The organism is Cohaesibacter marisflavi (assembly GCF_963665895.2).
GTDB classification, from domain to species: Bacteria; Pseudomonadota; Alphaproteobacteria; order Rhizobiales; family Cohaesibacteraceae; genus Cohaesibacter; species Cohaesibacter marisflavi.
The window spans coordinates 4,311,455-4,337,679 of the sequence record NZ_OY762534.1; the positions used below are offsets into that span (position 1 = coordinate 4,311,455).

21 protein-coding genes and 1 pseudogene are annotated in these 26,225 nt (G+C 51.6%); 13 read left to right on the top strand and 9 right to left on the bottom strand.

What is annotated here, in order from left to right; all coding sequences use genetic code 11:
- Positions 1-116: 116 nt before the first annotated feature.
- The 10 genes from ACKPCT_RS20190 (at position 117) to ACKPCT_RS20235 (ending at position 10,743) form a co-directional block, all read left to right on the top strand.
- On the top strand, positions 117-746 hold the full coding sequence (locus ACKPCT_RS20190; RefSeq protein WP_319567800.1) for a DUF4167 domain-containing protein: 630 nt from the start codon (positions 117-119) through the stop codon (positions 744-746).
- A gap of 366 nt (positions 747-1,112) precedes the next feature.
- Positions 1,113-2,279 carry a nucleotide sugar dehydrogenase gene (locus ACKPCT_RS20195; RefSeq protein WP_090075676.1) on the top strand — a complete coding sequence of 389 codons (1,167 nt, stop codon included), beginning with the start codon at positions 1,113-1,115 and terminating at the stop codon, positions 2,277-2,279.
- A gap of 159 nt (positions 2,280-2,438) precedes the next feature.
- On the top strand, positions 2,439-3,338 hold the full coding sequence (gene cysD / locus ACKPCT_RS20200) for a sulfate adenylyltransferase subunit CysD (protein ID WP_090074119.1): 900 nt from the start codon (positions 2,439-2,441) through the stop codon (positions 3,336-3,338).
- Positions 3,338-5,236 carry a sulfate adenylyltransferase subunit CysN gene (gene cysN, locus ACKPCT_RS20205; protein WP_319567801.1) on the top strand — a complete coding sequence of 633 codons (1,899 nt, stop codon included), beginning with the start codon at positions 3,338-3,340 and terminating at the stop codon, positions 5,234-5,236. The genes cysD (ACKPCT_RS20200) and cysN (ACKPCT_RS20205) overlap by 1 nt, the downstream gene beginning before the upstream one ends.
- 189 nt (positions 5,237-5,425) lie before the next feature.
- Positions 5,426-5,989, top strand: a complete 564-nt coding sequence (locus ACKPCT_RS20210) for a hypothetical protein (RefSeq protein WP_319567802.1) — start codon at positions 5,426-5,428, stop codon at positions 5,987-5,989.
- Positions 5,990-6,033: 44 nt separating this feature from the next.
- Positions 6,034-6,978, top strand: a complete 945-nt coding sequence (locus ACKPCT_RS20215) for a glycosyltransferase family A protein (RefSeq protein WP_090075767.1) — start codon at positions 6,034-6,036, stop codon at positions 6,976-6,978.
- Entirely contained in the window at positions 6,968-7,954 is a 987-nt protein-coding gene (locus ACKPCT_RS20220; RefSeq protein WP_319567803.1) for a glycosyltransferase family 2 protein, read from the top strand. The genes ACKPCT_RS20215 and ACKPCT_RS20220 overlap by 11 nt, the downstream gene beginning before the upstream one ends.
- A 51-nt stretch (positions 7,955-8,005) precedes the next feature.
- Positions 8,006-8,767, top strand: a complete 762-nt coding sequence (locus ACKPCT_RS20225) for a CatB-related O-acetyltransferase (protein WP_319567804.1) — start codon at positions 8,006-8,008, stop codon at positions 8,765-8,767.
- Between the two features lie 221 nt (positions 8,768-8,988).
- Complete coding sequence (locus tag ACKPCT_RS20230) at positions 8,989-9,813, top strand: hypothetical protein (protein WP_090075763.1); 825 nt, start codon at positions 8,989-8,991, stop codon at positions 9,811-9,813.
- Positions 9,814-10,002: 189 nt separating this feature from the next.
- Positions 10,003-10,743, top strand: a complete 741-nt coding sequence (locus ACKPCT_RS20235) for a hypothetical protein (protein WP_139229384.1) — start codon at positions 10,003-10,005, stop codon at positions 10,741-10,743.
- Between the two features lie 87 nt (positions 10,744-10,830).
- Here ACKPCT_RS20235 and cysQ read toward each other — a convergent pair whose 3' ends face one another.
- The 3 genes from cysQ to cysD (ACKPCT_RS20250) are packed head-to-tail and all read right to left on the bottom strand — an operon-like array spanning position 10,831 to position 14,417.
- Entirely contained in the window at positions 10,831-11,619 is a 789-nt protein-coding gene (cysQ, locus tag ACKPCT_RS20240; RefSeq protein ID WP_090075761.1) for a 3'(2'),5'-bisphosphate nucleotidase CysQ, read from the bottom strand.
- A gap of 3 nt (positions 11,620-11,622) precedes the next feature.
- Positions 11,623-13,518 (bottom strand): sulfate adenylyltransferase subunit CysN, encoded by a 1,896-nt coding sequence (gene cysN, locus ACKPCT_RS20245; protein WP_319567805.1) that lies wholly within the window; start codon positions 13,516-13,518, stop codon positions 11,623-11,625.
- A complete protein-coding gene (gene cysD, locus ACKPCT_RS20250; protein ID WP_090074119.1) occupies positions 13,518-14,417 on the bottom strand; it encodes a sulfate adenylyltransferase subunit CysD in 900 nt (299 codons plus the stop codon). Before cysD (ACKPCT_RS20250) ends, cysN (ACKPCT_RS20245) begins: the two co-directional genes overlap by 1 nt.
- A 463-nt stretch (positions 14,418-14,880) precedes the next feature.
- Here cysD (ACKPCT_RS20250) and ACKPCT_RS20255 point away from each other — a divergent pair, with 463 nt between their 5' ends.
- Genes ACKPCT_RS20255 through ACKPCT_RS20265 form a run of 3 tightly spaced genes read left to right on the top strand, consistent with a single transcriptional unit; the run spans position 14,881 to position 18,210 of the window.
- Positions 14,881-15,714 (top strand): ABC transporter permease, encoded by an 834-nt coding sequence (locus ACKPCT_RS20255; RefSeq protein WP_090074117.1) that lies wholly within the window; start codon positions 14,881-14,883, stop codon positions 15,712-15,714.
- Positions 15,711-17,108: an ATP-binding cassette domain-containing protein gene (locus tag ACKPCT_RS20260; protein ID WP_319567806.1), complete on the top strand. Its 1,398-nt coding sequence runs from the start codon at positions 15,711-15,713 to the stop codon at positions 17,106-17,108. The genes ACKPCT_RS20255 and ACKPCT_RS20260 overlap by 4 nt, the downstream gene beginning before the upstream one ends.
- A complete protein-coding gene (locus ACKPCT_RS20265; protein WP_090074114.1) occupies positions 17,098-18,210 on the top strand; it encodes a hypothetical protein in 1,113 nt (370 codons plus the stop codon). The genes ACKPCT_RS20260 and ACKPCT_RS20265 overlap by 11 nt, the downstream gene beginning before the upstream one ends.
- Before the next feature lie 111 nt (positions 18,211-18,321).
- Here ACKPCT_RS20265 and ACKPCT_RS20270 read toward each other — a convergent pair.
- From ACKPCT_RS20270 to ACKPCT_RS20295, 6 genes and pseudogenes are all read right to left on the bottom strand, one after another.
- A pseudogene (locus tag ACKPCT_RS20270) lies at positions 18,322-19,513 on the bottom strand (IS256 family transposase).
- A gap of 418 nt (positions 19,514-19,931) precedes the next feature.
- Complete coding sequence (locus ACKPCT_RS20275) at positions 19,932-21,128, bottom strand: capsular biosynthesis protein (RefSeq protein WP_175528120.1); 1,197 nt, start codon at positions 21,126-21,128, stop codon at positions 19,932-19,934.
- A gap of 276 nt (positions 21,129-21,404) precedes the next feature.
- Positions 21,405-22,541 carry an SLBB domain-containing protein gene (locus ACKPCT_RS20280; protein WP_090074110.1) on the bottom strand — a complete coding sequence of 379 codons (1,137 nt, stop codon included), beginning with the start codon at positions 22,539-22,541 and terminating at the stop codon, positions 21,405-21,407.
- A gap of 268 nt (positions 22,542-22,809) precedes the next feature.
- Positions 22,810-23,925, bottom strand: a complete 1,116-nt coding sequence (locus ACKPCT_RS20285; protein ID WP_319567807.1) for a capsular polysaccharide export protein, LipB/KpsS family — start codon at positions 23,923-23,925, stop codon at positions 22,810-22,812.
- A 15-nt stretch (positions 23,926-23,940) separates the two neighbouring features.
- Positions 23,941-24,726, bottom strand: a complete 786-nt coding sequence (locus ACKPCT_RS20290; protein ID WP_319567808.1) for an SDR family NAD(P)-dependent oxidoreductase — start codon at positions 24,724-24,726, stop codon at positions 23,941-23,943.
- A gap of 2 nt (positions 24,727-24,728) precedes the next feature.
- Positions 24,729-26,096, bottom strand: coding sequence for an aminotransferase class I/II-fold pyridoxal phosphate-dependent enzyme (locus ACKPCT_RS20295; RefSeq protein WP_319567809.1), 1,368 nt, complete (start codon positions 26,094-26,096; stop codon positions 24,729-24,731).
- Positions 26,097-26,225 lie beyond the last annotated feature (129 nt).

The window sequence follows — 26,225 nt, forward strand, 5'->3', positions numbered from 1 at the left end:
TGACAACGCGGTGTTATGGTCTGCGAGATCAGGTCAGGGCACGTGTCCGTGGGGACATTTGGCAATCAGTTTGCCTTGCTGAACCTTTTGGTCGGCCTATTTACGAGAGAAAAACAATGCGACAGAGCCAGAAAAGCAGCCGGACACGCAGTCGCGGGCGCAAGCCATCCAATCCGCTGTCCCGCTCCTATGATAGCAATGGACCTGATGTAAAGATTCGAGGTACAGCGAGCCATATTGCAGAGAAATATCAGTCTCTTGCAAGGGATGCCTTGGCGTCCGGCGATATGGTCATGTCCGAGAACTACTATCAGCATGCCGAGCATTATTTGCGCATCATAGCTGCTGCGCAGTCTTCTTCCCGCGATGACGCGCGCAATAATAATTCCAATAGCGACCAGCCATCCAATTCCGAGCGTCCGGCCCGTGCAAAACCAGCCTCTCAGCCCGAGATTACCGGTGATGAACCGCAGCCGGAGATCAGTGGTTTTGAAAATACCGCTGTTGAAATGGAAGTGGCCGTTATTGAGAAGTCTGATGAAGAGCCGAAGCCTGAGGAAAAGCCGAAAAGGAAACGGACACCAAAAGCTGCAGCAGATGGGGACGAAGACGGCAAGGACGAGGCTCCGCGCCGCCGCCGCCGCACCACCTATCGCTCGCGCAAGAGACCTGTGGCCGGTGAAAAAGACGGCGAAGCAGCGCCTGCTGCTCCTGAAGCCCCCCAGCCGGTGGCTGCTGAAGAATAAGGCTCGGCCTTTGAATGATATGTCAGAACCCGCCAGAGATGGCGGGTTTTTGCGTTTTATGGTGAGGCTGGCGTTCCCTCGCTCACCTGCTCTTGTGAACCAAATGGTCAAAATAGTGTAACAGGGTTTATGCTATGTCAGGATTTGCTGGGAAGAGGGGCACCCTATCTTTGACGCTCTGCTTGTCGAGCTTTTTTGGGGGGGCTTTTTCCTCTCTTCTCAAGCGATTGGGCCGGGCTGACAAATTTTGTGCTCATTTGCTCTGCATATGACGGACATGTTGGACGCTGCCTGAATAATGAAGTAGAAGTGGTTCGGTATTTCGGGGCGCATATTTGCAGATGGTCTATTGACGGGTTGTATGAAATGAAAATTGCAGTGGCAGGTATTGGCTATGTGGGCTTGTCGAACGCTATCTTGTTTGCGCAAAATCACGAGGTTGTCGCGGTCGATATCAGCGAAAACAAGGTTCAGATGCTGAATGACAAGAAAAGCCCGATTGTTGATGATGAGATTGAGGATTTTCTTGCAACCCGCGCTCTTGATCTTACTGCAACGGCTGACGGGGCGAGCGCCTATCTGGATGCTGATTTTGTCGTGGTTGCTACGCCAACCAATTACGATCCTGAAACCAACTATTTCAACACCGAGTCGGTGGAAGCTGTTATCCGGGCAGTCATGGCGGTCAATAGCACCGCGACAATCATAATCAAGTCGACCATTCCGGTTGGATTTGTTGATGATGTGCGCGCTCGGATGGACACCGCGCAGGTGGTCTTTTCGCCCGAATTTTTGCGTGAAGGGCATGCGCTTTATGACAATCTCTACCCTTCGCGCATCATCGTGGGGGAGAAGTCCGAGCGCGCCAGACAGTTCGCCGATCTGCTGATTGAGGGGGCGGTTAAGAAAGATGCGCCAGTGCTTTTCACAGATGCGTGCGAAGCGGAAGCCATCAAGCTCTTTTCCAACACCTATCTTGCCATGCGTGTTGCCTATTTCAATGAGCTGGACAGTTATGCCATGGCCTTTGGCATGAATACGCGTCAGTTGATCGATGGTGTCGGGCTTGATCCACGCATCGGCGATCACTATAACAATCCCTCCTTTGGCTATGGCGGCTATTGCTTGCCTAAAGACACCAAGCAGCTGTTGGCCAATTATTCTCAGGTGCCTCAGGTGCTCATCCGGGCGATCGTTGATGCCAATACGACGCGCAAGGATTTCATTGCGGATACGATTATCGCCAAGCAACCCAAAACGGTTGGTATCTACCGCTTGGTGATGAAGGCCAACTCGGATAATTTCCGCAGTTCCTCGATTCAGGGGATCATGAAGCGCATCAAGTCCAAGGGGATTGAAGTGATCGTTTATGAGCCCTCTCTGGATGAAGAGCATTTCTTCAATTCACCCGTGATCACGGATCTTGCCGAGTTCAAGTCTATGTCCGATATCATCGTGGCAAACAGAATGGCCAAGGAAATACAGGACGTGACGGAGAAGGTTTTCACACGGGATCTGTTCGGCTCGGACTAGTACTCTTGTATCGTCTTGCGTGTTTAAAGGTGCCCTTCTTGAGAACACGGATGAATGTCGACAAGTTTTACAGCTTCAAGGGGTATACAAACGCGCTGAATTTGATAATAGGTGAAGCTGTTATTATCGCTTAATCCCAGAAGTTAGTTGAGTTCGCCAATGCATTTTACTCACTTAAAGGCCCTCGAATATGAGAGCATCCATATTATTCGCGAGGTTGCGTCGGAATTCAAAAATCCGGTGATGCTCTACTCGATCGGCAAGGATAGTGCCGTGATGCTGCATCTGGCGCGCAAGGCGTTTTATCCGTCTCGCTTGCCGTTTCCGTTGATGCATGTTGATACGACGTGGAAGTTCCGGGAAATGATCGAGTTCCGCGACCGGATCACCAAGGAATATGACCTTGATCTGATCGTGCATACGAATGAAGAAGGCCGGGCGAACAATGTGAACCCTTTCACCCATGGCTCTTCGCTTTACACGCAGATCATGAAGACGGATGCGCTAAAGCAGGCGCTGACCGCACACAAGTTTGATGCAGCCTTTGGTGGCGCACGACGCGATGAAGAGAAGTCCCGCGCCAAGGAACGCATCTTCTCCTTCCGGACAGAAAATCACAGCTGGGATCCGAAGAACCAGCGTCCGGAGCTTTGGAACATCTTCAACACCCGCACCAAGCCGGGCGAGAGCATCCGGGTCTTCCCTCTGTCCAACTGGACCGAGCAGGATATCTGGCAATATATCATGCTGGAGAATATTCCGATTGTTCCGCTCTATTATGCCAAGGAGCGCCCTGTCGTGAAGCGCGATGGCACCTTGATCATGGTGGATGACGACCGCATGCCGCTCAATGAAGGCGAAGTGCCGGAAATGAAGATGGTGCGCTTCCGCACCCTTGGCTGCTACCCGCTGACGGGCGCGGTTGAAAGCTCGGCCTCGACGCTGGAAGAGATCTTTGAAGAAATGCTGATTGCCCGGACCTCGGAGCGCGAAGGACGCATGATTGATCATGACGACACCGCATCGATGGAGAAGAAGAAAAGGGAGGGCTATTTCTGATGAGCGACGTGGAAACAACCTCGAAATCATCGCTGGAAGGCGGCCAATTTGCCCGTCAGGAAAGCCGCGACATTCTGCGCTTTCTTACCTGTGGCAGTGTTGATGATGGCAAGTCCACCCTGATCGGGCGGCTGCTTTACGATAGCAAGACGATCTTTGAAGATCAGCTCTCTGCGCTGGAAGTGGTCAGCCGCAAGCATGGCACGACCGGGGACGACATGGACCTTGCGCTGCTGCTTGACGGGCTTCAGGCCGAGCAGGAGCAGGGCATCACGATCGACGTGGCCTATCGCTTCTTTGCGTCCGACAAGCGCAAATTCGTTGTCGCCGATACGCCAGGGCATGAGCAATATACCCGCAACATGGCGACCGGTGCGTCCAACTGCGATCTGGCGGTCATTCTGATTGACGCGCGCAAGGGCGTGCTGACCCAGACCCGTCGTCACAGCTTCATCACCTCTCTGATCGGTGTGCGCCATGTGGTGCTGGCGGTCAACAAGATGGACCTGATGGACTTCAGCCAGGAGGTGTTCGACAAGATCGTTGCGGATTATAACGCCTTTGCGCAAGGGTTCGAGTTCGAGACGATCATGGCGGTGCCGATGTCTGCCCGCTATGGCGACAATGTTGTGGTCAAGAGCGACAAGACCCCATGGTATGAAGGCCCGAGCCTTCTGTCCTATCTGGAAGATATCGATGTCGAGAGTGCAGACCGCTCTCTGCCTTTCCGCTTCCCGGTTCAGTGGGTCAACCGTCCGAACCTCAACTTCCGTGGCTATTCGGGCACGGTGGCCTCTGGTGTGGCGCATGTGGGGGACGAACTTGTTGTCGCCAAGTCCGGCAAGGTCTCCAAGATCAAGTCCATCGTGACGATGGATGGGGATTTGCAGGAAGTGGAAGCCGGACAGGCTGTCACGATCACGCTGGAAGACGAGATCGACATCTCGCGCGGCGATCTCCTGGCTCCGCCACAACATCGTCCTCAGGTTACCGACCAGATCTCGGCCCATCTCATCTGGATGGATAGCAGCCGACTGATGGTTGGTCGGGCCTATATCATCAAGATGGGCAACCAGCAGGTTCAGGCGACGGTTACCGAGCTCAAGCACAAGATTGACGTGAACAACGCCTCCCACAAGGATGCGGGCAAGGCGCTGGATCTCAACGAGATCGGCTTCTGCAATATGTCCTTTGCCGAGCCACTGGCGATGGATACCTATGAAGAGAACCCGCATACGGGCTCCTTCATCCTGATCGACCGCTATTCCAACCAGACGGTTGCGGCTGGTCTTGTCTGGTTTGGCCTGCGCCGTGCAGAGAATGTGCATTGGCAGGCGGTTGATGTGGACAAGGCGGCGCGCGCCGAGCAGAAGGGTCAGAAGCCACGGGTTCTGTGGTTCACCGGTCTGTCGGGGTCTGGCAAGTCTACCATTGCCAATCTGGTCGAGAAGAAGCTGCATGGGGAAGGCCGTCACACCTATCTGCTGGATGGGGACAATGTGCGCCATGGCCTCAACCGCGATCTTGGCTTTACCGATGTGGACCGGGTCGAGAATATCCGCCGGATCGGCGAGGTCTCCAAGCTGATGGCTGATGCGGGTCTGATCGTTCTGACCGCCTTCATCTCCCCTTATGCCGCCGAGCGGCGCATGGTGCGCGAGATGCTTGAAGAGGGCGAGTTCATTGAGGTCTATGTTGATACGCCGATGGAAGTGTGTGAAGCACGCGATGTGAAGGGCCTTTACGCCAAAGCTCGCGCGGGCAAGATCGAGAACTTCACAGGCATCGATGCGCCATATGAAGAGCCGGTCAATCCGGAGATCTATGTCAACACCGCCAAAATGTCTGCAGAGCAGGCATCCGATCTCATCGTCAAGGCGCTGCAAGAGCGGGATTGATAAAAATATGCCCGGAGCTATACGGTTTCGGGCATTTCAGGCTCTTCTGATAAGGCCCATAGGCTAAAGGCAGAGAGAGTTATTTCCTACTATAATCTCTCGTGAAATCACTTATTATGCGAGGACAGGTCTGTATTCGCGCAGGATTCGGCTGAACTGTTGCAAAGCCAAGAAACGTCAAGGACACTAATGATGCAAACTTCAATTCTTGCCAAACTTATTTCTGAGCTGGAAGAAGCCGCAGCCCCTTTTGCTGATCTCAATCAGCTAACACAGATGGCACTATCAGCGAAACCTGCTGAAGAGATCTCTTCGCATGTGGAGCTTGCGCGTGGCATTCGCGTCGATGTGCAGCCTGACAGCAAAATTGAATTCAAGTTGGAACAAGCTCAAGAGGAAACCGGGCTTCGTTTGTGTGTCGAAGACCGAGCCGATTCAAAATGGATTTCCATCAATTTTCTGGTTCCGATCGCTCAGGCGAAAGACGCTCGCTATATTGTCAGCTTGATTGATGCTCACAGCAAAGGCATGACGGCTTTCCGCCCCTGTGTGCGCTATCATCTGGAAGAGCGTTTTGTTGACCGGTTCAACAGCCCGCTGACGGTCTTTACCGATGGACGCTCGGAGCAGTTTGTGATTCACAAAATGGAAGAAGAGCTGCTTCAGGAAGCCCGGAATATTGAGGTCATCTGGTTCTTTGATGGTACAAAATTTGATTTGAGCCTCTTTGCAATCGAACATATCAAAGTTTGATCGCAGGTTTCTCGAATGTTTATATTTTGTAGGTAGTTATTAGAATGGTCCATGCTGAATACTCTTTTGTGATTCCCGCATATAATGATGAGAAGGGAATTGCACGCCATTTGGATTTCTTTTCCAGGCGGCAAGAGGCTCTTGAGGTGATTGTTGTTGACGATTGTTCAACCGATGACACCGAGGGTGTTGTTGCGCGCTTCGAAATGCCCAATAACATCAAGCTGATCTATCACAAACAAGACCAGAATAGCGGGCCAGCCGCTGCCAGAAATCTCGGAGCATCGCTCGCAAGCGGAGAGTATCTGACCTTCATCGACGCAGATGACATGATTTGCGATAGCTTCTTTTTCTATATCAAGTCATCGGTTCTCAAGAATGGCGCAGACTTTGTGATCTATAAGTATCATCTGGCCGCGCATGAAGATGATCCTCTGACATATGAAATGCACGAAGTGGACCGTTCCTTCTTTTCCTCGATCGGAAGCTCCAGATATCCTGCGGGCATGTTTTCGTTGCGTGAGGTTCCGGGCGTTCTCAAAACCGTAAATTTCCCATGGAACAAGACCTATAACCGCGACTTCTATGTCAAAAGCGGCATCTGTTTCCCCGAAGCGCGGTATCATGAAGACATCCAGCCTCACTGGATGAGCTTTCTCAAATCCTCCTATTTCGGTATTCTTGGTTGGGCTCCTCCACTTGTGGTCCACTTTGAATCGCCTGAAGGAGAGCGTGCGACCAACTATATTGGTGAAATGCGTTTGCAGCTGTTTCCTATGCTGGAAGATATTTCAAAAGAGATCCAGCATCATGAAACCAATGCTGAACTCTATGCTGCTTATGATGGCTTCACCGAAGATGTTTTCAGTTGGCTTATCAACGGGTTATGCCGCGATGAAAGCGAGACCAGCCTGTTCTGGAAAGAGCGCTATCAAGCAGAAATAGAAGTTTTCAAAGCCAAAAGCCAGGAGTGGCGTCGTGAAAATTAGTGCTATTGTCACTTGCTATAATGTTGAAGAATATGTGGCCATCACGCTCCAGTCTGTGCTTGATTGCGGATTTGATGACCTTGAATTGATCGTGGTTGATGACTGCTCAAACGACGGCACGCAAGCCATTATTAAGGCGATTGCTGATGATCGGCACGATGTGTCGATCCAGCCGGTATTCTTCTCCAAAAACACCATTGGCGGTGTAGCTACGGCAGCCAATGCCGGCTTGGATCTGGCGACTGGCGACATTGTCCTGTTTGTAGATGGCGACGATTGGGTTATTCCAAAATATACCAAGCAAGCTGTTGAGATGCTTTGGAAAAGCAAAGCAGATTTCATCGTTTGCAACTGCAGTGAATATTGGAACCATGACGGCAAATACAGCCAATATCCCGAACATCATCTCTGGGGACAGGTTGCCGCCGAATGGCGCACCGACCGGTTGAGAAATACCCTCCTGGAAATGGCTCCCTTTCCATGGCGCAAAATCTATCGACGCTCTTTTCTTGAAGAAAAGGCCATTCGTTTCCCCGTCGGAGATTTCTTTTTCGAGGATAATCCATTTCATTGGGAAACAACCACAAAGGCCGAAAAGTTCCTTTTTCTCAACGAAATTACCCATGTCCATCGCATGAACCGGACCGGGCAGACGATTGGTGCGAGCGGTACGCGTTTCATCAAGATTTTTGATCATGCTCAGATCATGCTGGATAAACTCAAGAAGGATGATCTGTTTGAGAGCTACAAGAAGGATTATGCCAAGTGGCTCTATAAACACATTCTCTGGTGCAGTCGCTATGTGCCTCCGGGCTTTTTGAACGAAGTGTTCGAACGAGCCAATCCTCTGCTGAAAGAATTGCCAGCCCATACGTTTTGGGAAGTTGTCTCCACTTCAGGATACAATGCCAAGGATGTGCGAAAAATCGCCGCGATATTTTTGAATAAGAGATTTGAGTTCCTGCAGGAATTCTGATTTTTATAAAGGAACACTTTAAGCTTTGATATTTTCGGGAGTGGTCGCTGTATGGCTAAGTATATAAATGTAGAGGTGGATCAAACCACTTCCGATTTGCTTGCTGAAATGTCTATCGAGTTTTTCGGAGGGAAAAGGAAAATTAGGCCGGGAGACGTTATTCGCAGTCGTATCGGATCGGTCGTTGAAGAATATTCCCGTCATCCAACCAAGCTGCTGATGCATTCGGGCTCTTTTTCCTATGCATCAGATAATGGACGTTCACTTCTGGGGATGGCAACAGGACGCTACTGCAGCGTTGCGGTTGGTATTCGGGTCATGAATGGCCATCATCCCATGGAAGCGTTGACAACCAATCCTTGGCACTATGGAGATTTTTACAAGGAAGGCAACATTCCTGCCGATTTTGTTTATCGAGGCGAGCGCCCTGCCTTTCCGCAAGAATATGGCCCGGTCAAGGTTGGCCATGATGTATGGGTCGGCTCGCATTGTACTTTGATGTCGGGCAAGCAGATTTCTACAGGTGCGGTCATTGCGGGCGGAGCGAATGTTACCAGTGATGTGCCTCCTTATGCGATTGTCGGGGGGAACCCCGCAAAAGTAATCCGCTATCGTTTCCCCGATGAGATCATTCAGCGTTTGCTGGAATCAAAGTGGTGGGAAATATCGCCGAAGCTGCTTCGGGATTTCAATGTTTTTGAAGTGGAAGAAACCCTTGATGCAATAGACCGCTTGCGTCAATCGGGGGAGGCCATCGAATTTACTCCGAGGAAACTCAAAGTGACAGCCAACGGGTTAGAAGAAGCTTCCTGATTGTGTAACTGACTTAGTGAACCTATGCCGTCAGAGCGTTAGGTTGAGCCTTTATTGAGAATGCGAGCTGATATTAAGTCTATCGTGACTTTCGGTTAGGGAAAACAGCGTGGAGACATTTAGAAACTTCTGTCTTCCGGTAAATTTGTTTTATAAATTGATATGCTGTTTGTAGCTGCGGTAGTCGCACTGAAGCCGAAGAACAAGGAATTGAATATAATATGACCTCTGCGCGAGAAATCACGATCATTGCTGCGCCTAGAACGGGAACAAACTATTTCTGTGATAGTCTTGGTGAGTTTGATAATTTTGCCAATTTGTTCGAGATTTTCAATCCACGCGGTGCTTTTGGATTGGCACGCTTTCCTGAAGTCTTAGAAAGTCTTTGCGAAAAGGCTGGCATAGACTTTCAGGACCAGACAGATCCTGCTCTTACTCAGTATGTCGCAGAAAACCGGTTGGCATTTCTTGAAATTCTAAGGGATTCTATGACCAATGCAGGCAAATTGGCCTATTCATATAAGGTGTTTCCGCACCAAATGACCGGAGATGAACTTGATCAAATGATCGTCAAGCCTGATAGCCTGATCTTGTTTATTGTTCGCAGTCGTATTGATACCTTTATTTCCTACAAAAAGGCGATGCTATCCGATGTCTGGGTGAATGCAGACACCAAGGATACCAAACCGGAAATCGAGTTTGACGAATTCATGCAATGGGCCGAGGTAGAAGATCGCTGGTATAGAGCCTCCGAGGAGCGCGTACGTAAGGCTGGAAAGTCATATATGACCTTCTCTTATGAAGCGGATATCAACGTAACCAAACCGGTTCTTCTGGAACAACAATATCTCTATCTTCGTGGACAGGGTGTTCCGGTTGAGTTCCCGTCTGACATCACGCCTCCGACATTCAAGCGGCAGGACGGTGTTGTAGGCCCGTTCAAAAAAATTCAGAATGGCGAAGAGCTTAAACAGACATTTTTGGACAAGGGTTTGTTGGGTAAATATGCCCTTAGAAACCCATTGGTTGATCTAAGAACAAGTTAAACGCGAGTATAAGCATTTCTGTTTGATATCTGGAATGCTTAAGTTTTGAACCACATCATTATGCCGTCTAATGATTTTCATCATTGGTGACCGATGGGCTTTCGAGAAAATGTCTGGCGTGCTGAGATAATTTATTTGCAGTGATGAGCTGTTTCAGCGGTGCACTAAAATCAATAAGGTAGAAATCCAATGCAAATTGCTAGTGAATTAGGGAAAAATGGGTACTACATCCAGGTTGGTGAAAAAGTGCCCAGCAACTTTACAGTATTGGGTGAGCGCAGTTCTGGAACAAATTTTCTGAAAGCACAGCTCGATACTATTCCTGATATGCAGTTCAAGAATTGGGGATGGAAGCATGCATTCATTACGGCTTGGAATGTTTCACCCAACTTGATGATTTTTGGAATCGTCAGAAACTGGAATGATTGGCTACTCAGTATGCATAAAAAGCCATGGCATGCATCCAAACAACTCCACGAAATGGCGTTTTCTGATTTCATTCGGACAAAATGGGAATCTCATCCCATTCCAAGGCCGCGGCAGGATCAGAATATGATCATCGAAAAACTAATTCCCGGTGACAGAAATCCGATTGATGGATCGCAGATTGAGAATGTCTTGGCACTTCGTGCTCTCAAGTTGAAGAATCTTCTGTCTTTGCCCTTAAGAGCGGAAAATGTGGTTTTGATGAAATATGAATGGTTCAATCAGAATCCCGGCGCGCTGTCTGATCTTTTAAAGAGCAAGTTTCCATCTCTCGACTGTCCGAATTTCGAGAAGATAAAAGGCACAAGTTTTGCGTCCTTCGAGAATTATAAACGGTTTGAGGATTTTCGCCCTGAATTTCCCAAGAGCATACCTGAAGAAGATCTGCCTTTCATCAAAACCAATCTGGACAGTGAGTTGGAAACAAGCCTCGGCTATATGTAAGAGAGGCTTGCCCGCACAACAGATGTATTAAAAAAAGGCCACTGTGCGTTTCATCGCAGCGGCCTTTTTTATGCGCTGAAAACTGCTTCAGAACGTCTTTGCAATGAAAAACGGGTTGGCAAATGGCGCGTCATCCTGGACGACTTTGCCATATTGCAGGCGTTTGCCATCAGGTGTGATTACCGTGCCGCCGGCCGCTGAGAGAATGGCGTCGCCAGCAGCGGTATCCCATTCCATCGTGCGCCCAAAGCGCGGATATAAATCAGCTTCACCGGCTGCCAGAAGGCAGAATTTAAGCGAAGAGCCGATAGATTTCTGTTCGCCCACGGTGAAGTCCTTGAGATAGGCTTCTGCTTCCGGCGTATGATGCGACCTGGAGCCGACCACATCGACCTTATCCGTTGTTGGGCGCGTCTTGATCTCGTGCCAGTTTTCGATAGCATGAGACGTGCGAGGATCCGCTACATCTCCCTGCCAGCAGCCAGTGCTGACATCGCCTGCATAGAGCCAGCCTTTGGCAGGTGTGAAGATCACACCCATTACCGGAACATTGTCGCGAATAAGGGCGATGTTGACCGTGAATTCGCCATTCTTCTTGATGAATTCCTTTGTTCCGTCCAGCGGGTCGACGAGAAAGAAGTCTCCATCCACATCAGGAATATTTCCTTCCGCGGCGGATTCCTCCGCAACGACAGGAATATCAGGCGCCAACGCGGCCAGATGCTTCAGAATGACGGCCTCGGCTGCCTTGTCGGCCTGCGTGACCGGTGAATCATCACCTTTGATTTCGACATCAAAATCTGTTTCGTAGATATCCAGAATTGTCTCGGAAGCACAAAGGGCTGCTTCGATCAAGCTCTTGAGAAAAGGCGTCATGAATTAGTCCTTTGTCAAATACGCGACAATGGCATCTGCAGCATCTTCGGCAGACATCTCATCGGTATTTACATAAATTTCAGGATGACGAGGTGCTTGGTATGGCGCATCGATGCCTGTGAAGTTCTCGATCTTGCCCGCGCGAGCTTTGGCGTAAAGGCCCTTCACATCGCGTGCTTCACACACTTCCATCGGCGTATCAACATAGACCTCAATGAACTCGCCCTCTTCAAGCATCTCGCGCACCATGCGCCGCTCGGCGGCATAAGGGGAGATGAAGGCGGTCAGAACGATCAGACCCGCATCAGCCATCAGCTTGGAGACCTCGCCGATCCGGCGGATATTCTCGACCCGGTCCACATCGGTAAAGCCAAGATCGCGGTTGAGGCCATGGCGCACATTGTCCCCATCCAGCAGATAGGTGTGACGGCCTTCCCCATGCAGCTTCTTCTCGACCAGATTGGCAATGGTAGACTTGCCAGACCCCGACAGACCGGTGAACCACAGAACCCGTGGCTTCTGACCCTTCTGCTCGGCGCGCGCCGCCTTGTCCACATCAACCGCCTGCCAATGCACATTCTCTGCACGGCGCAGGCCAAACCAGACAAGACCAGCCGCAACCGTCTGGTTGGAATAGCGGTCGATCAGGATGAAGGAGCCCGTATGCGGGTTCTCTTCATAGGTATCCATCGCCAGTGGCTCGGCAAAGGACATATTGCAGAAGCCGATCTCGTTGAGATCCAGCGCCTTGCCCGCATCCTTGTGGGAGGCGTTGTTCACGTCAATCTTGTGCTTGAGCTCGGTAACCGTCGCCTGAACCTGCTGGTTGCCCATCTTGATGATATAGGCCCGACCAACCATCAGTCGGCTGCTATCCATCCAGATGAGATGGGCCGAGATCTGGTCGGTAACCTGAGGACGATGTTGTGGCGGAGCCAGGAGATCGCCGCGCGAGATGTCGATCTCGTCTTCCAGCGTGATCGTGACAGCCTGTCCGGCTTCCACTTCCTGCAAATCCCCATCCATCGTCACGATGGACTTGATCTTGGAGACCTTGCCGGACTTGGCGACAACAAGTTCGTCCCCCACATGCGCCACACCAGAGGCCACCGTGCCCGAATAGCCACGGAAGTTGAGGTTCGGACGGTTGACCCACTGAACCGGGAAGCGGAAAGGCAGAGAGCGGTCTGCACTCTCGACATCGATATCTTCCAGATAGGACAGAAGGCTCGGGCCTTCATACCATGGGGTCTTGTCGCTCTTGACCACAACATTGTCGCCATAGCGGGCAGACATCGGCACCGCCATGATCGTCTCGAACTCGAACCCTTGCGCAAAGGCGTTATAATCCGCAACGATCTTGTCGAACACCTCCTGGCTGAAGTCCATCAGGTCCATCTTGTTGACCGCCAGCACCACATGGCGCACACCGATCAGAGAGGTGATGAAGCTGTGACGACGGGTCTGGGTCAGCACGCCCTTGCGCGCGTCAATCAGAATGACCGCCAGATCGCAGTTGGACGCACCGGTCGCCATGTTGCGGGTATATTGCTCATGCCCTGGCGTATCGGCGACAACGAATTTGCGCTTGTCGGACGCAAAGAAGCGATAGGCCACGTCGATCGTGATGCCCTGCTCCTGCTCGGCCTGAAGCCCGTCAAGCAGCAGCGCAAGGTCCATGTCGTCCCCGGTCGTGCCATGCTTGCGGCTGACCACTTCCAGCGCAGAGAGCTGATCTTCAAAGATCGTCTTGCTATCGTAAAGCAGCCGCCCGATCAGGGTGGACTTGCCATCATCAACACTGCCACAGGTAAGAAAGCGCAGAATGTCGCGGCTTTCCTGACGGGCAAATTGGCCGCCTTCCAGCGATGATTTCGAGGTTGTTTCCACGTCGCTCATCAGAAATAGCCCTCCCTTTTCTTCTTCTCCATCGATGCGGTGTCGTCATGATCAATCATGCGTCCTTCGCGCTCCGAGGTCCGGGCAATCAGCATTTCTTCAAAGATCTCTTCCAGCGTCGAGGCCGAGCTTTCAACCGCGCCCGTCAGCGGGTAGCAGCCAAGGGTGCGGAAGCGCACCATCTTCATTTCCGGCACTTCGCCTTCATTGAGCGGCATGCGGTCGTCATCCACCATGATCAAGGTGCCATCGCGCTTCACGACAGGGCGCTCCTTGGCATAATAGAGCGGAACAATCGGAATATTCTCCAGCATGATATATTGCCAGATATCCTGCTCGGTCCAGTTGGACAGAGGGAAGACCCGGATGCTCTCGCCCGGCTTGGTGCGGGTGTTGAAGATGTTCCAAAGCTCCGGACGCTGGTTCTTCGGATCCCAGCTGTGATTTTCTGTCCGGAAGGAGAAGATGCGTTCCTTGGCGCGGGACTTCTCTTCATCGCGTCGTGCGCCACCAAAGGCTGCATCAAACTTGTGTGCGGTCAGCGCCTGCTTTAGCGCATCCGTCTTCATGATCTGCGTGTAAAGCGAAGAGCCATGGGTGAAAGGGTTCACATTGTTCGCCCGGCCTTCTTCATTCGTATGCACGATCAGATCAAGGTCATATTCCTTGGTGATCCGGTCGCGGAACTCGATCATTTCCCGGAACTTCCACGTCGTATCAACATGCATCAACGGAAACGGCAAGCGAGACGGATAAAACGCCTTGCGCGCCAGATGCAGCATCACGGCACTATCCTTGCCGATCGAGTAGAGCATCACCGGATTTTTGAATTCCGACGCAACCTCGCGAATAATATGGATGCTCTCATATTCGAGGGCCTTTAAGTGAGTAAAATGCATTGGCGAACTCAACTAACTTCTGGGATTAAGCGACAGAGTTTACTGTCATACATGACAATGTATTCAGAACGTAAACATTGGGGCCTTTATATCGTTGTGCTTTGGTGTTTGTCTACCAATAGCCGTGAAAAATTCGGCAAGATCGGTTTTGCATTTACTGGGATGTTGCAGAGGCAAAAAGGCTGATGTTTTGTCTGAGTTTATCGCGGCACACTGTCGTGTCGTTGTATGGCAAATTTATGTCTCTAGATGGCAACTCGCGTTGAACCCCTTGACGTTGCGTGAGCTGTGTGAGACGACACTTTAACTATATGGAATCATTGCTTCGGGTGAGACAAAATTTTACCTCAAATAGACTATAATATCATCTATATCCGGGACTTTATGCAATCACGTCCCTGAAGCCACCATTTCGATCGTCTCAGACTTTACTTATCGGCATGCGTGATCATGGAGAGCGGGTTTGAAGAATGTTAAGTTGAAATCCAAAGGCTTAGACAATAAAAGCGAATTCTATCTGTATAAGCGCGGTTTTCAAAAGCAGGTTTCCGCTATCTGGGCGCTTGTCTTCAAGGAATATAAAATCCGTCTGGGAAAGAGTCGGATTGGTCTGTTCTGGTCGCTTTTTGAACCGATTGTCGGAATGAGCATCATTACCGCGGTCTGGTGGGCCTCTGGCCGAACCAGTATTCGAGGTGTTCACGTGACCCTCTTTGTTGGCTGCGGTTTTATTGTTTTCAATACGGTCCGAAACGGGTTTGGCTATCTGGCGCATGCCATTCAAGCGAATATGGCTTTGCTCAATTACCCTCAGGTGAAACCTCTGGATACGATATTGGCGCGTTTCATTACCGCCATGTTTATGCATGCATGGGCAAGTGTCCTCTTGATTTTGCTGGTCTGGTGGCTGTTTGGCGCTGTGCCGGATTTCCCCGACCCGTTATTGTGTGTTGAAGTTATTCTGATTTCGATGTTGTTTGCCATGGGAATCGCAACTCCGCTGGCTGTACTGGGGACGCTCAATGAGAATATATTCAAGGTTGTTGGGATTGTGACGAGTCCGCTCATGATTATCTCCGGCGTTATCTTTTCGATTCTTGATCTGCCTGCAAATATCCAGACAGTTCTTGCATATAATCCCATTATCCATCTGACGAACGGTTTCCGGGCAGGCGCTCTGGGCGTACCTTTGTTTGCGGATTCAGATTTGTCTTACCCGCTTGAATGGGCTGTGATCGGTCTGGGGATCGGTTATGCTCTTTACTTCAAGTATCGTTTCAAGTTGCTGCAATCATGATCGAACTGTTCGAGGTTTCAAAATATTACCCGACGCCCAATGGGCGGCACTATGTTCTCAAGGATGTCTCCTTGGTCATTCCTGACGGAGCACAGGTGGGCGTGTTGGGGCCAAACGGCACCGGTAAGTCTACGTTGATGCGGCTTCTGGCCGGTGTTGACATGCCCAATACCGGAACGATCCGCCGGACAGGCTCCATATCCTGGCCAATGGGCTTAGCCAACTCGATGCAAGGGTCTTTGACGGGGCGAGAGAATGCTCGTTTTGCTTGCCGATTACAGGGTGTTCGGCGCAGAGACATGGATGCGATTATCGATGAAGTAAAAGACTTTGCGGAAATCGGTGATTATTACGAAATGCCCGTGCGAACCTACTCTTCTGGGATGCGCGCAAGGCTCAATTTTGCCATCGCGATGGCTTTTACCTTTGATTGCTATATCATTGATGAGCTGACCGCTGTTGGGGACAAGAATTTCAAGGAGAAAAGTGCCAAGGTTTTCAAAGACAAGCGTGCTGTTGCTTCCTTTATCAAGGTATCTCATAGCCTCAGAGAATTGCGCAATGAATGCAATATGGGGCTTGTGCTGAACAAGGGCAGCGCGGTCATGTATGACTCGATCGAAGAGGCTATCGAGGTCTATGAGCGAAATATCGGGTCGGAGTCTTCGGCGCCGAAAAAACGGCCCAATCAGAAGAGAATGCACCCCAAAAAAGGACCTCTTGCGCGCAAGAAACAAGCCGGGAACGGGCCGAATGCCGGTGTTAAGAGAGGTGTTGGGCCCAACGCCAGTAAGAATCAGGGAGCAGGCCCGAATGCGGCGATGAAGCAAGGCGGTGGGCCGCAGGCAAACAGGCTGCAAGCTGGTGGCCCGAAGGCCAGAATGGCACAAGGCGGCGGGCCTCTTGTCAATCAGAACTCTGGTGCGGGGCCGAATGCTGGTGAGGCGAGAGGCAACGGACCAAATGCAGCCAACAAACAGGCCACTGGTGTGAAGGCGGCAATGAAGCAAGGCAATGGGCCGCATGCGGATAGGCAGCAAGCTGGTGGTCCGAAAGCCAGAATGGCACAAGGCGGCGGGCCTCGTTTCAATCAGAAACCCGGAGCGGGGCCTAACGCTGGTAAGAATCAGGGCGCTGGTCCGAATGCGGCGACGGGGCGAAGTGACGGGCCCCCTGCAAGTCGGAAACAAGGCCCGAACGCCGGAATGAAGCCGCCTGGCGTATCCCGCGCGCATGAAACCGCAGAGCATGGCCCTCAGGCAGGCTTGCCGCGTGGACAGAACCGTCCCAATGCCAATATCAAAAATGGAGAAGGGCCGCATGGACCGGGCCCAGACCAGACCGGAACACCAGAGCGCCTAAAGCCACATATCGGAGCCAAAGATGATCAATGATATTAAGAGCAAATTGCCCGCTCTGAATCTGTCGCTATATCTGTTTCTTTTCGTTCTCATATTGCCCATAGTCATTGTGGCCATTTATCAGGGACTGATTGCGACCGACCGGTATGAGAGTTTGGCATCCATTTATATAACTGAAGCGAAATCCGAAAGCAGTCCGCTGGATCTTTCGATGCTGGGGCTCACATCTTCAACTGCGTCTGATCGCGATATTCTGGTTTTGAAAGCCTTTATCGAAAGCCCAACGCTACTTGATAAGTTGAATGATGATTTGGGGCTTCTGGACCATTTTGCCTCTTCGGACGCAGACTTCTTTTCTCGTTTGACAAAAGATACAGAACGGGAATACGCGCTTGAATATTATAACGAGATGGTTACGGCCACTCTGGATGAAGAAGCCAAGCTGCTGGAAATTTCCGTTCAAACCTTCGATCCTGCCTATTCGCAGAAAGTTCTTGATCGCATTCTGTACCACTCCCAGAAGTTTATTGATAATCTGAACGAGAAGGTGTCCCGTTCGCAGTTGCTTTTCTTTGAAGGTGTGGTGCAGCAATCGGAAGAAGAGTTGATGCAGGAGAAGAAGGTTCTGCAGGAATTCCAACAGAAGAACAAAATCTTCTCAACCGAAATTGCTTCGCAAACCATTGCTGGAACCATTTCCAGCCTTGAGCAGCAATTGGCTGCCAAGCAGGCGGAAATTACCTCTCGTCAGGGGACACTTGGTGAGAATTCACCTACCCTGATCAGGCTAAGGGCCGAGAGTGAAGCGCTCAAGCACCAGATTGAAAAGGAAAATGAGCGTCTGGCAGGTGGCTCGGGGCGTACCCTCAGTGAAATTGATTCTGAATTCAGGGATATCAATCTCAGGATCGAATATAAGACGCTGCGCTATAAATCACATTTGGAGGCGCTTGAAGCCGCTCAGTTGGAAACTGCACGACGTATGCGGTTTTTGACCATCGTGTCTGCCCCAACCATGCCAGAAGCGTCTCTCTATCCGCGGAGAGGGTATAATATTCTGACCGGCGCAATTATCGCTCTGATGGTTTATTTCATGGTTTCGGTGTCACTTGCCGTGATGCGCGAGCATGCCTAGATGACATCATCCGATGTAGGCACCTTGCTGTGACAGCAAGATCTGCATCATAATTAAATCAACGCCCTGCTTCTTTTACGGTAGTGTCAAAGATTTTTCGCACTTTGGTTTTCAGGCCACGGCTCCCTGTGATTGATTTTGCTCTGCGAAGAGCGGTTCCATGTTCATGTATTTTCGCGTTGACCACTTGCTGGCTGCGATATGCCTGAGCCTGGCCGCAGCCAGGTTCAGGCATGACTGCCCGTCTGGAAATGCTCCCACCACACGCGTGCGGCGTCTGATCTCCTTCATGATCCGCTCGAGCTGATTGTTGGTGCGCATCTTGCGCCAATGACTATCCGGGAAGGCATAGTAGGTGAGTGTCTCCCCGATACTTTCCTCAATCAATTCTGCGGCTCGGACCATGCGTTTTGCACGAAGCTCTGCGACGACCGCGCCAGCCTTCTCTTGGGCGGCCTTGCGGCTTTCTTGCGCATGAATGGCCTTAAGCATGTGTGTCACTTCCCGCATTTTGTCCGAAGGAACGTGACTGAATACGTTGCGATAGAAATGCACCATACAGCGCTGCCAGCGAGCATCAGGAAGATAATCTGCAATGCTCTCGACAAGCCCACGGCAAGCATCCGAGATGACCAGTTGAACGCCCTTCAGGCCCCGGTCAACCAGATGACGAAGGAATGAGGACCAGCCGGACTTGTCTTCCTTGGCACCCTCACAGATGCCCAATATCTCCCGATAGCCTTCCTTGTTGACTGCACTAGCCACCAGCAGCGAGACATTACGAACCTCCCCCGCCCATGTCCGCTTCATCACGATCCCGTCCAGGTGAAGATAGGGATGTTCTCCCTCAATGGGCCGCTGGCGCCATTCTTCGATCTTGACGTAGATCTTCTTGTTCAGGTTCGAAACCGTGCCTGGCGATACCCGAGTGCCCCACAGGGCCTCGGTGATATCTTCAACCCTGCGAACGGAAACACCCGCCAGATACATCTCAATCAAGGCCTCTTCGACACTGCTTTCCCGGCGCTGATAGCGCTCTATAATGGCTGTCTCAAAAGTCTGGCGACGCAGTTTCGGCATCTTCAGCTTTACTTCGCCTGCCTTGGTATGAAGTGATCGCTCATAACTGCCTGCCCGTGTATCTTGGCGGCCTTCCTTGCGTTCATAACGCCCAAGCACCACACAGCCGATCAGCCTCCGCATCAAGCATCGCGTTGAGCGCTTCTTCAACTGTGCCCCTGACCATCTCTCCCAGATGATCCTTGATGCGTCCTTCATCTATCCAAATGACATTGTCCATCACTCGATCGTCCATATCTTCTGCCATCCTCAAATCTCCCTTCATGCATCTTGAAGGAAACGGGCTCAAAAGCAAATGTGCGAAAAATATTGTACGTTATCTCTTTTACCGGAAGTGGGGCGTTTTGCGTTGCTAGGTGATGATGGCAGGTTTAGCGAGGCGCTTGTTGCAGAGACCCTCTTTCTCGAGTGGGGGGTGGGAGGGGCTCCGGTTTCTCAAGGTGAAGGATAATTTAGGGCGCTCATGCTGCCTTAATGCTTCACGGGTGTTGGACTGACGTTGGCGCGGGTCATCTTGGCCAAGATGGCTGACTCATGTGTAAGACCAAGTTTTAGCGACTGTACCAAACGAGATGCAAGGCAAGCGGTAGGGGGCTTTGAGACGTGAGGGCGAGACCTGGAGACGTCTATGACCCAGACTATCAGGTTGCCTTCGCTGCTGGCGGGTTCACGAACACCGGCAATCGATCCGGTGATACCTCTTTGGGCTCGACAGGGTCGATTTCCACTGTAATGGGCTTGGGCGCATAAAGGGGTGGCTCGTTCGCTACCAGCGTCGTCAGTCTCGGGGGCATTTCTTCAAAGGCGTCAAAGCCGTTGACTTTGCGTTCGATGAGGTTGTTGGCAAAGGCGGGCACTGCGGCCTTGTTTCCCTTGGTCGTAAAGAAATTGCCCTTTACCTGAATGCTGGCCGCAACGGCTTTCACAAAGTCTCTGACGAAAGCGTCGTTCGGCAACTGCGGGTGCGTCCAGAAACTGTCCAGACTTCCCTGATGTGTGAGGCCTTCAATATCGAAAATGGCATGGCCCAGAACCTTGACCGGACAGCCGGAGCGGACCGAATGCAGACCAACGGTGCTGTTGATCATGACGCAGCCCTTGGCGTGTTTCAGCATGAATGTCAGGTTGCCGCCAACAATAAAATGTACGCGTTTGGACACGCCAAGTTGCTTGGAAATTTTCTTGATGAAGGGGCCCCAGCGTTCCAGTCCATTGTCCAGAGGATGCGCCTTCAGGATCAGGTCTGTGCTCTTGTCAGAGGTTCTCGCAAACGAGCGAATGACCTGTTCGATTGCGCGCTTTTGATGAGAAAATGGCGCATTCGAACGAAGCTGATAATCGCTTTGCAGCTGAAGAGAAAAGATGAAAAATGATCGTCTTTTGCGTCCGAGTTGGGTGACCAGCTTGCGAGCGGCTATGTGTCGGCGCTTTTCAAGGAAGAGACCGGGAATGCCTGAAATATATTCGACCAGCGGATTGTAATACCGATCCGCTTTGTAAAAAGGATAGAAGAACCACAGGAAATAACTGAGCAGATTGTAGGTAACCTCGTAGAAGATCTCGCGTGGCTTGGTATAGGGATATTTCGGCTCAAAGTCAGGCTCATCGGCCTGATTGGCAATTGCGCTGATCTTTTCGGGTTCCGTCGGGAAATGGGAAAAAGCCGACATGCCGCCTCTTTCCAGAGTGATCCAGTCAGGGCGGAGATAACCGAATTCGAAGGCGTAGGTCGGGATATCGAGATCCGCTGCAACCTTTGCCGCTATTTGGTGATAAGGCTTTCGGTCTGCGTAATAAATGATGTCAGTAACGCCGTGGGTCTGGATGAAGCCCCGCAAATACTGTTCCCATGACGAGAAGGGCTTGCGGAAGTTGTGAGATTTTCTTCCCCACCACAAAATGGCATCGCCAAGGCAGAAATTGATGCGAAGCGCTGTGTGTCCTTGATCTTCAAGGTGATTGGCTACATTCCTGGCAAAGAACGAGGGGTGACCCTGAAGAAAGAGAAAGACTCTCTTTCCATCCTGTTGGGTAGGATTTTTCAATTCCTGGGTCACGCGAACACCATGAGGTCAAAAATTTAACTATAGGTTCGTTGATTGTTTAAAGTGACCTTAGTCGCTAAAAACTTCAACCTTATTTCCGGTCGTTGCTATGTTTCTTACAGATGAAGTCGCAAGATTCATAAGTTGCAGGATCTTGCCGATCTCGACAGCACGCGCATTTGAAACGAATACCGAATCCTTATCCTGCAGATGGAAGGATTGCGCATAAAAATACGACTGTGCGTGCTTCATGTTAATACGATAAATAGTCGGAACTTTGCCACGGACCTGATGGGTGTAGCCAATGTTCAAAGTATCAAGAACTTTCGGGTCTTCGTAGCGGAAGACAAAGACACCTGTCGCATCGGCTCGGTTGTCATTCAGACCACCTGCTGCTGCAATGGCTTCCAATACAGAGATCGTTGATGAATCGAATGTATAGACAGATGGCTTCTGGACGGCGCCGAGCACGGTGTAACGTTGCGGATCATGGGAAAGATAGATCCGGTCGCCGCGTGACACATAGATATTCTCGTCGGGCTGATCAATCACTGTTTCTAGCAGCTGGACGCCCTGACGGGAGCCGCGCATGAGCGTGATATAGGTTTCGCGAGCTGGGAACTTGGTGCCGCCAGCCTGCGCAACGACGTCGAGTAGACGAACGCCTTTGGATGACAAGGGATAAAGGCCCGGCTTGGTCACGTCACCACTGAGGGTAACGACATTGTTCTCGTTTTGAACGACATTCACCATGGCTTGAGGCTGAATAGCCTTGCCCTGCAGGCGCTCTACTACGAGATCCTGAATTTGCAGAGGGGTCTTACCCTTGACCTTAATGGTGCCAGAGTAGGGCAGAGAGATCTCGCCCTTGTTGTCCACGACGACTTTGGGGAATTCGGCCCGGTTGCCTGAGCTGCCTGTGAAGAGGCCACCCTGATCAGCTTCAAAGACGGTGATAGCCAAGATGTCACCGGTACCAACAGTGGATATCGGCAGGCGATGGCTCGTGGATTTGAACTTGCTATGCAGACCAACGGGGTTGAAACGGGCTAAGCCATCGACAACTTTCGAATCGACGTCAACCACAAGATAGTCATTCTGGGTGCTTTGCTTCTCAATTTCAGCAGATAGGGGCCCTTCTCGTGGCGTAAAAACGCAACCAGCCAAAGAAGCAGAAACTATCAGAGCAAGAAGAATTCTAAGCATGGGTATATAACTCGTTGGTAACAAACGGGAATAACACCCCCGTATGAGATCTGCGCGTCAGCTTTTGCATCATGCTTTAGCCACGATACAAAAATAGCATAAATTAAATCAATCAGTTAATCCTGTTTAGCAACATTTTTGAACCGACAGTTGCACAAACACCACGTTTGGTTTGAAACACATATTCATCAATGCCAATCTGGATATCACTGATAACGCTTAATTTCAACGGTATTAAGCCTTTTACTGCAGTAACTCCCAGTCTTTATCAGAGGCCAAGTCTGAAGGCGAGCCTGGCAATTTGCAGCATTATTCCATCCTTAGCCGATCCGGCTTTATTATTCCTTAACCTTGAAAGCTGATCGACCGTCTCTTCTGCCTCACAATATTGGAAGGTGAGGGGGGAAACATAGTGCGGATACTTGATCATGGCCAGATAGACGAGTTCATCAAGGGAACGCTTTGTGGTGCGGCGCAGGCAGCTGGTTTTATCCTCGCTGATACCCCAGCCGGCATAAAAAGGCAGGCCATGCACGACCACATGTTTGTTGCGCAACAAGGCCTCAAAACCGGACAGAGAGCTGATCGTGTGCAGAGAATCACACTGTTCGATCAATTGGATGATGTCGGTATCAAGCTCTATCGCGTCTGCATATGCCAACATCTGCGCGTCCGAGAGGTTGCCATCGCGCAGGCCATTGGTCACGTCGGGGTGGGGTTTGAAGGTGATATGGGCATCGGGGTGATGGCTGCGCACCCATTTGAGCAGTAGCAGGTTTGGATTCTCGCCCGAGGTGAGCGCCAGACTGTCACTGCGGCTTTTCTGGATGGAGGCATCATCGCTGACCTGACCGGGGACGAGAATGCGCAAGGCGTCTGTTGGGGGGCGCCCGTTTTTGGAGTGGTTAAAAGATGCCTTGTTGCCAAGGTTGTATTTTGAGACGCCCAGATCGACAACTTTTTGGCGGAAGGTCTGCCCTCGCAAGCGCTCTTCAGCGCTAACTGTATCCTGTTCCAGCATAGTTTCCAGATCGCTGGGATGGGACGGATCGTAATAGATGCCGCTTGCATCCATGATCAGAGATGCTGCCGGAGTAAAGGCTGCGCCCAGCCCGACGGAGCGGATAAAGCCGTCTTCCACATTCACGATTGCGACACCCTCAGCGTTGCAGGCTGCGCGCTGCTCCGGGCTGAGGCGGGTGGCCCAGGCAAACAAACTGGCATTGCTAGCCTTGGCAGCTTTGAGGGCGCGTTTGAAGGAGCGGATAAAGCGTGGCTTTCCGGGCAGAGGAGCAAGCATGCCTGCCATGGATTTCCTGTTCCAGAATCCGACGCCGTAAATCACGGCCGGTCGCTGCATCCAGTCTCTGGTCTGATTTGCCACGATGAAAGGCTCTCCCTATTCGGGCCGGTCATCACGTGCGACGTGATAGCGGAAAGGTCTGTTGACCCGGCGTCTTAGCCAACCGGGAAGGAGGTTGCTCACCAGAATGAGCCAGTAAAGATGTCTTGGGAAAATGATCCGGGCACGTTTCTTGTCGATGCCTTGGCGGATGATCTCTGCGGCGCGAGGGGCTGGCATCAAACCGGGCAGGGAACCAACTTGCATCTCTGTCTGCTGGCTTTCGATATGGCCGGGATAGACAATGCTGATTTGCACGCCATGGTCGGCGAGATCTTCAGCCATCGATCGGCCCCAAAAGGCAAGGCCTGCTTTGCTTGCGCTATAGGCTGGGCTATCGGGTTGCGGCTGGATGGCTGCGAGCGAACTGATGAGAACCAGATGGCCTGAGCCTCTGTCCTTCATGCCTTGCGCGCATTGATCCAGAAACTGGATGGTTCCTAACAGATTGACGCTAAGTTGTTGGTTTTGTTCAGCTCGTGGCTCGAGCATACCGTTTGCCTGTCGTCCGGAATAAACCCCGGCATTGGCGATCAGCAGATCCGGCAGGCCGATGAGCTTGATCTCTGCCAAGGCCTCATCAATGCTGGCTTCGCTGGTAAGATCCAGAGGGATGCAGCTGACCTTGGCTCCAGACGACCGGCAATCCGAGCAGACGCTCGCCAAGGCTTCCTCCGAACGGGCGGTCAAAATGAGATCAACACCCGCAGCGGCGTAGGCGTGCGCCAGTGCCGCACCCAGTCCGCGACTGGCTCCAGTGATCAATATGGAGCGCGGGCGCATGCTCATTCTTCCAGATTAAGAGTGCTCAGGGAGGTGGCAATGGAGAAGTTTGCCTCTTCCAGCTTGCGTAATTCCTCAGCTGTGATGTCGACAGCCTGTTGCAATTGTTCTTCGCTATGAGTGGCGCTAATAAAGAAGCGCAGGCGGGCGCTGTTCATGGGCACCGCAGGATAGGTGATGGGAAAGGCGTAGATGCCTCGGTCCATCAGGTTGTTGCTCAATTTGACCGCGCGCAAGCTGTCGCCAACTATGACCGGGACGACGCAGAATCCTGCGCTAAGCCCCGTGTCCAATCCGGCGTCTTGCGCTGCCTTTTTGAAATAGCGACCATTGGACTGTAGTTTTTCAACGCGCCATGGTTCTCGCTGCATGATCTCGAGCGACTTTGCCCCGGCTACAGCCAGTGGCGCAGACAGACCGACGCTATACATGAAGCCGGACGCGAAGAATTTCAGGATATCGATCAGCACCTGATTGCCGCAGATATAGCCTCCGCAACCACTCATGGTCTTGCTCATGGTGCCCATCCAGATGTCGATCTTGCTGGGATCAACGCCCTGCTGTTCGAACAGACCCTTACCAGTTGCCCCCAAAACGCCCAGTGAGTGGGCTTCATCGACCAGAAGCCACGCCGCAAAGCGCTCCTTGATTTCTACGAGGCGGGCAAGATCCGGCATGTCGCCATCCATCGAGTAGAGGCCTTCGGCAATGATCATGACGCGGTCATGGGCGTTGCGGGTCTCTTCCAGAATGCGTTCAAGATCATCAAGATCGTTATGCTTGAAGGAGCGTCTTGTGGCGCCGGAAAGCTTGCAGCCGGTTGTCACCGAATTGTGGCTATAGGCATCGAACACCACCAGATCGGTAGGGCCGAGCAGCTCGCCGATGGTGGAAACGTTGGTCGCGTGTCCCGAGACGAACACGAGCGCAGCTTCGCTTTTATACAGCTCGGCCAATTGCCGTTCAAGTTCGGAATGGAAGGGGCGTTCGCCCGAAGTGGGGCGTGAACCAGATACGGAAGTGCCAAACTTGTCAATGGCGGCCTTGGCTGCGTCATGCACTTCATCCAGACCATTGAGGCCCAGATAATCGTAGGAAGCGAAGTTGATCAGCTCCTTGCCATCCACGATGGTCGTCGCGCCAGCGCGTGTTTCGTGCAAGACGAAATAGGGATCTTTCGTTTGCAGTTTTTCAGCCATTTGCCGCTGAATGGCGATCTGCTGATAAAGATCCAGGGTCGCAAAGTCAGTCTTCGAGCGGTCGGCCTTTGTGCGGGATTCGCGGGTCGGCGCAGGTTTGGGCGCGGCACCTTTGGCCATTGACCGGGACAAATTCAAGATCGCGTCCCGATCAAATTGCTGCTTTGACATTCATTGCTCCATTCATTCCTCTGCCGAGTGGGCCTCCAGCACAACGGGTCAAAAGATCATAGGATCTTCTGGTGCGCGGAAGCATGCCCCTCGATTTCCGGATCATTCGCATGATCGGACTATAATAAT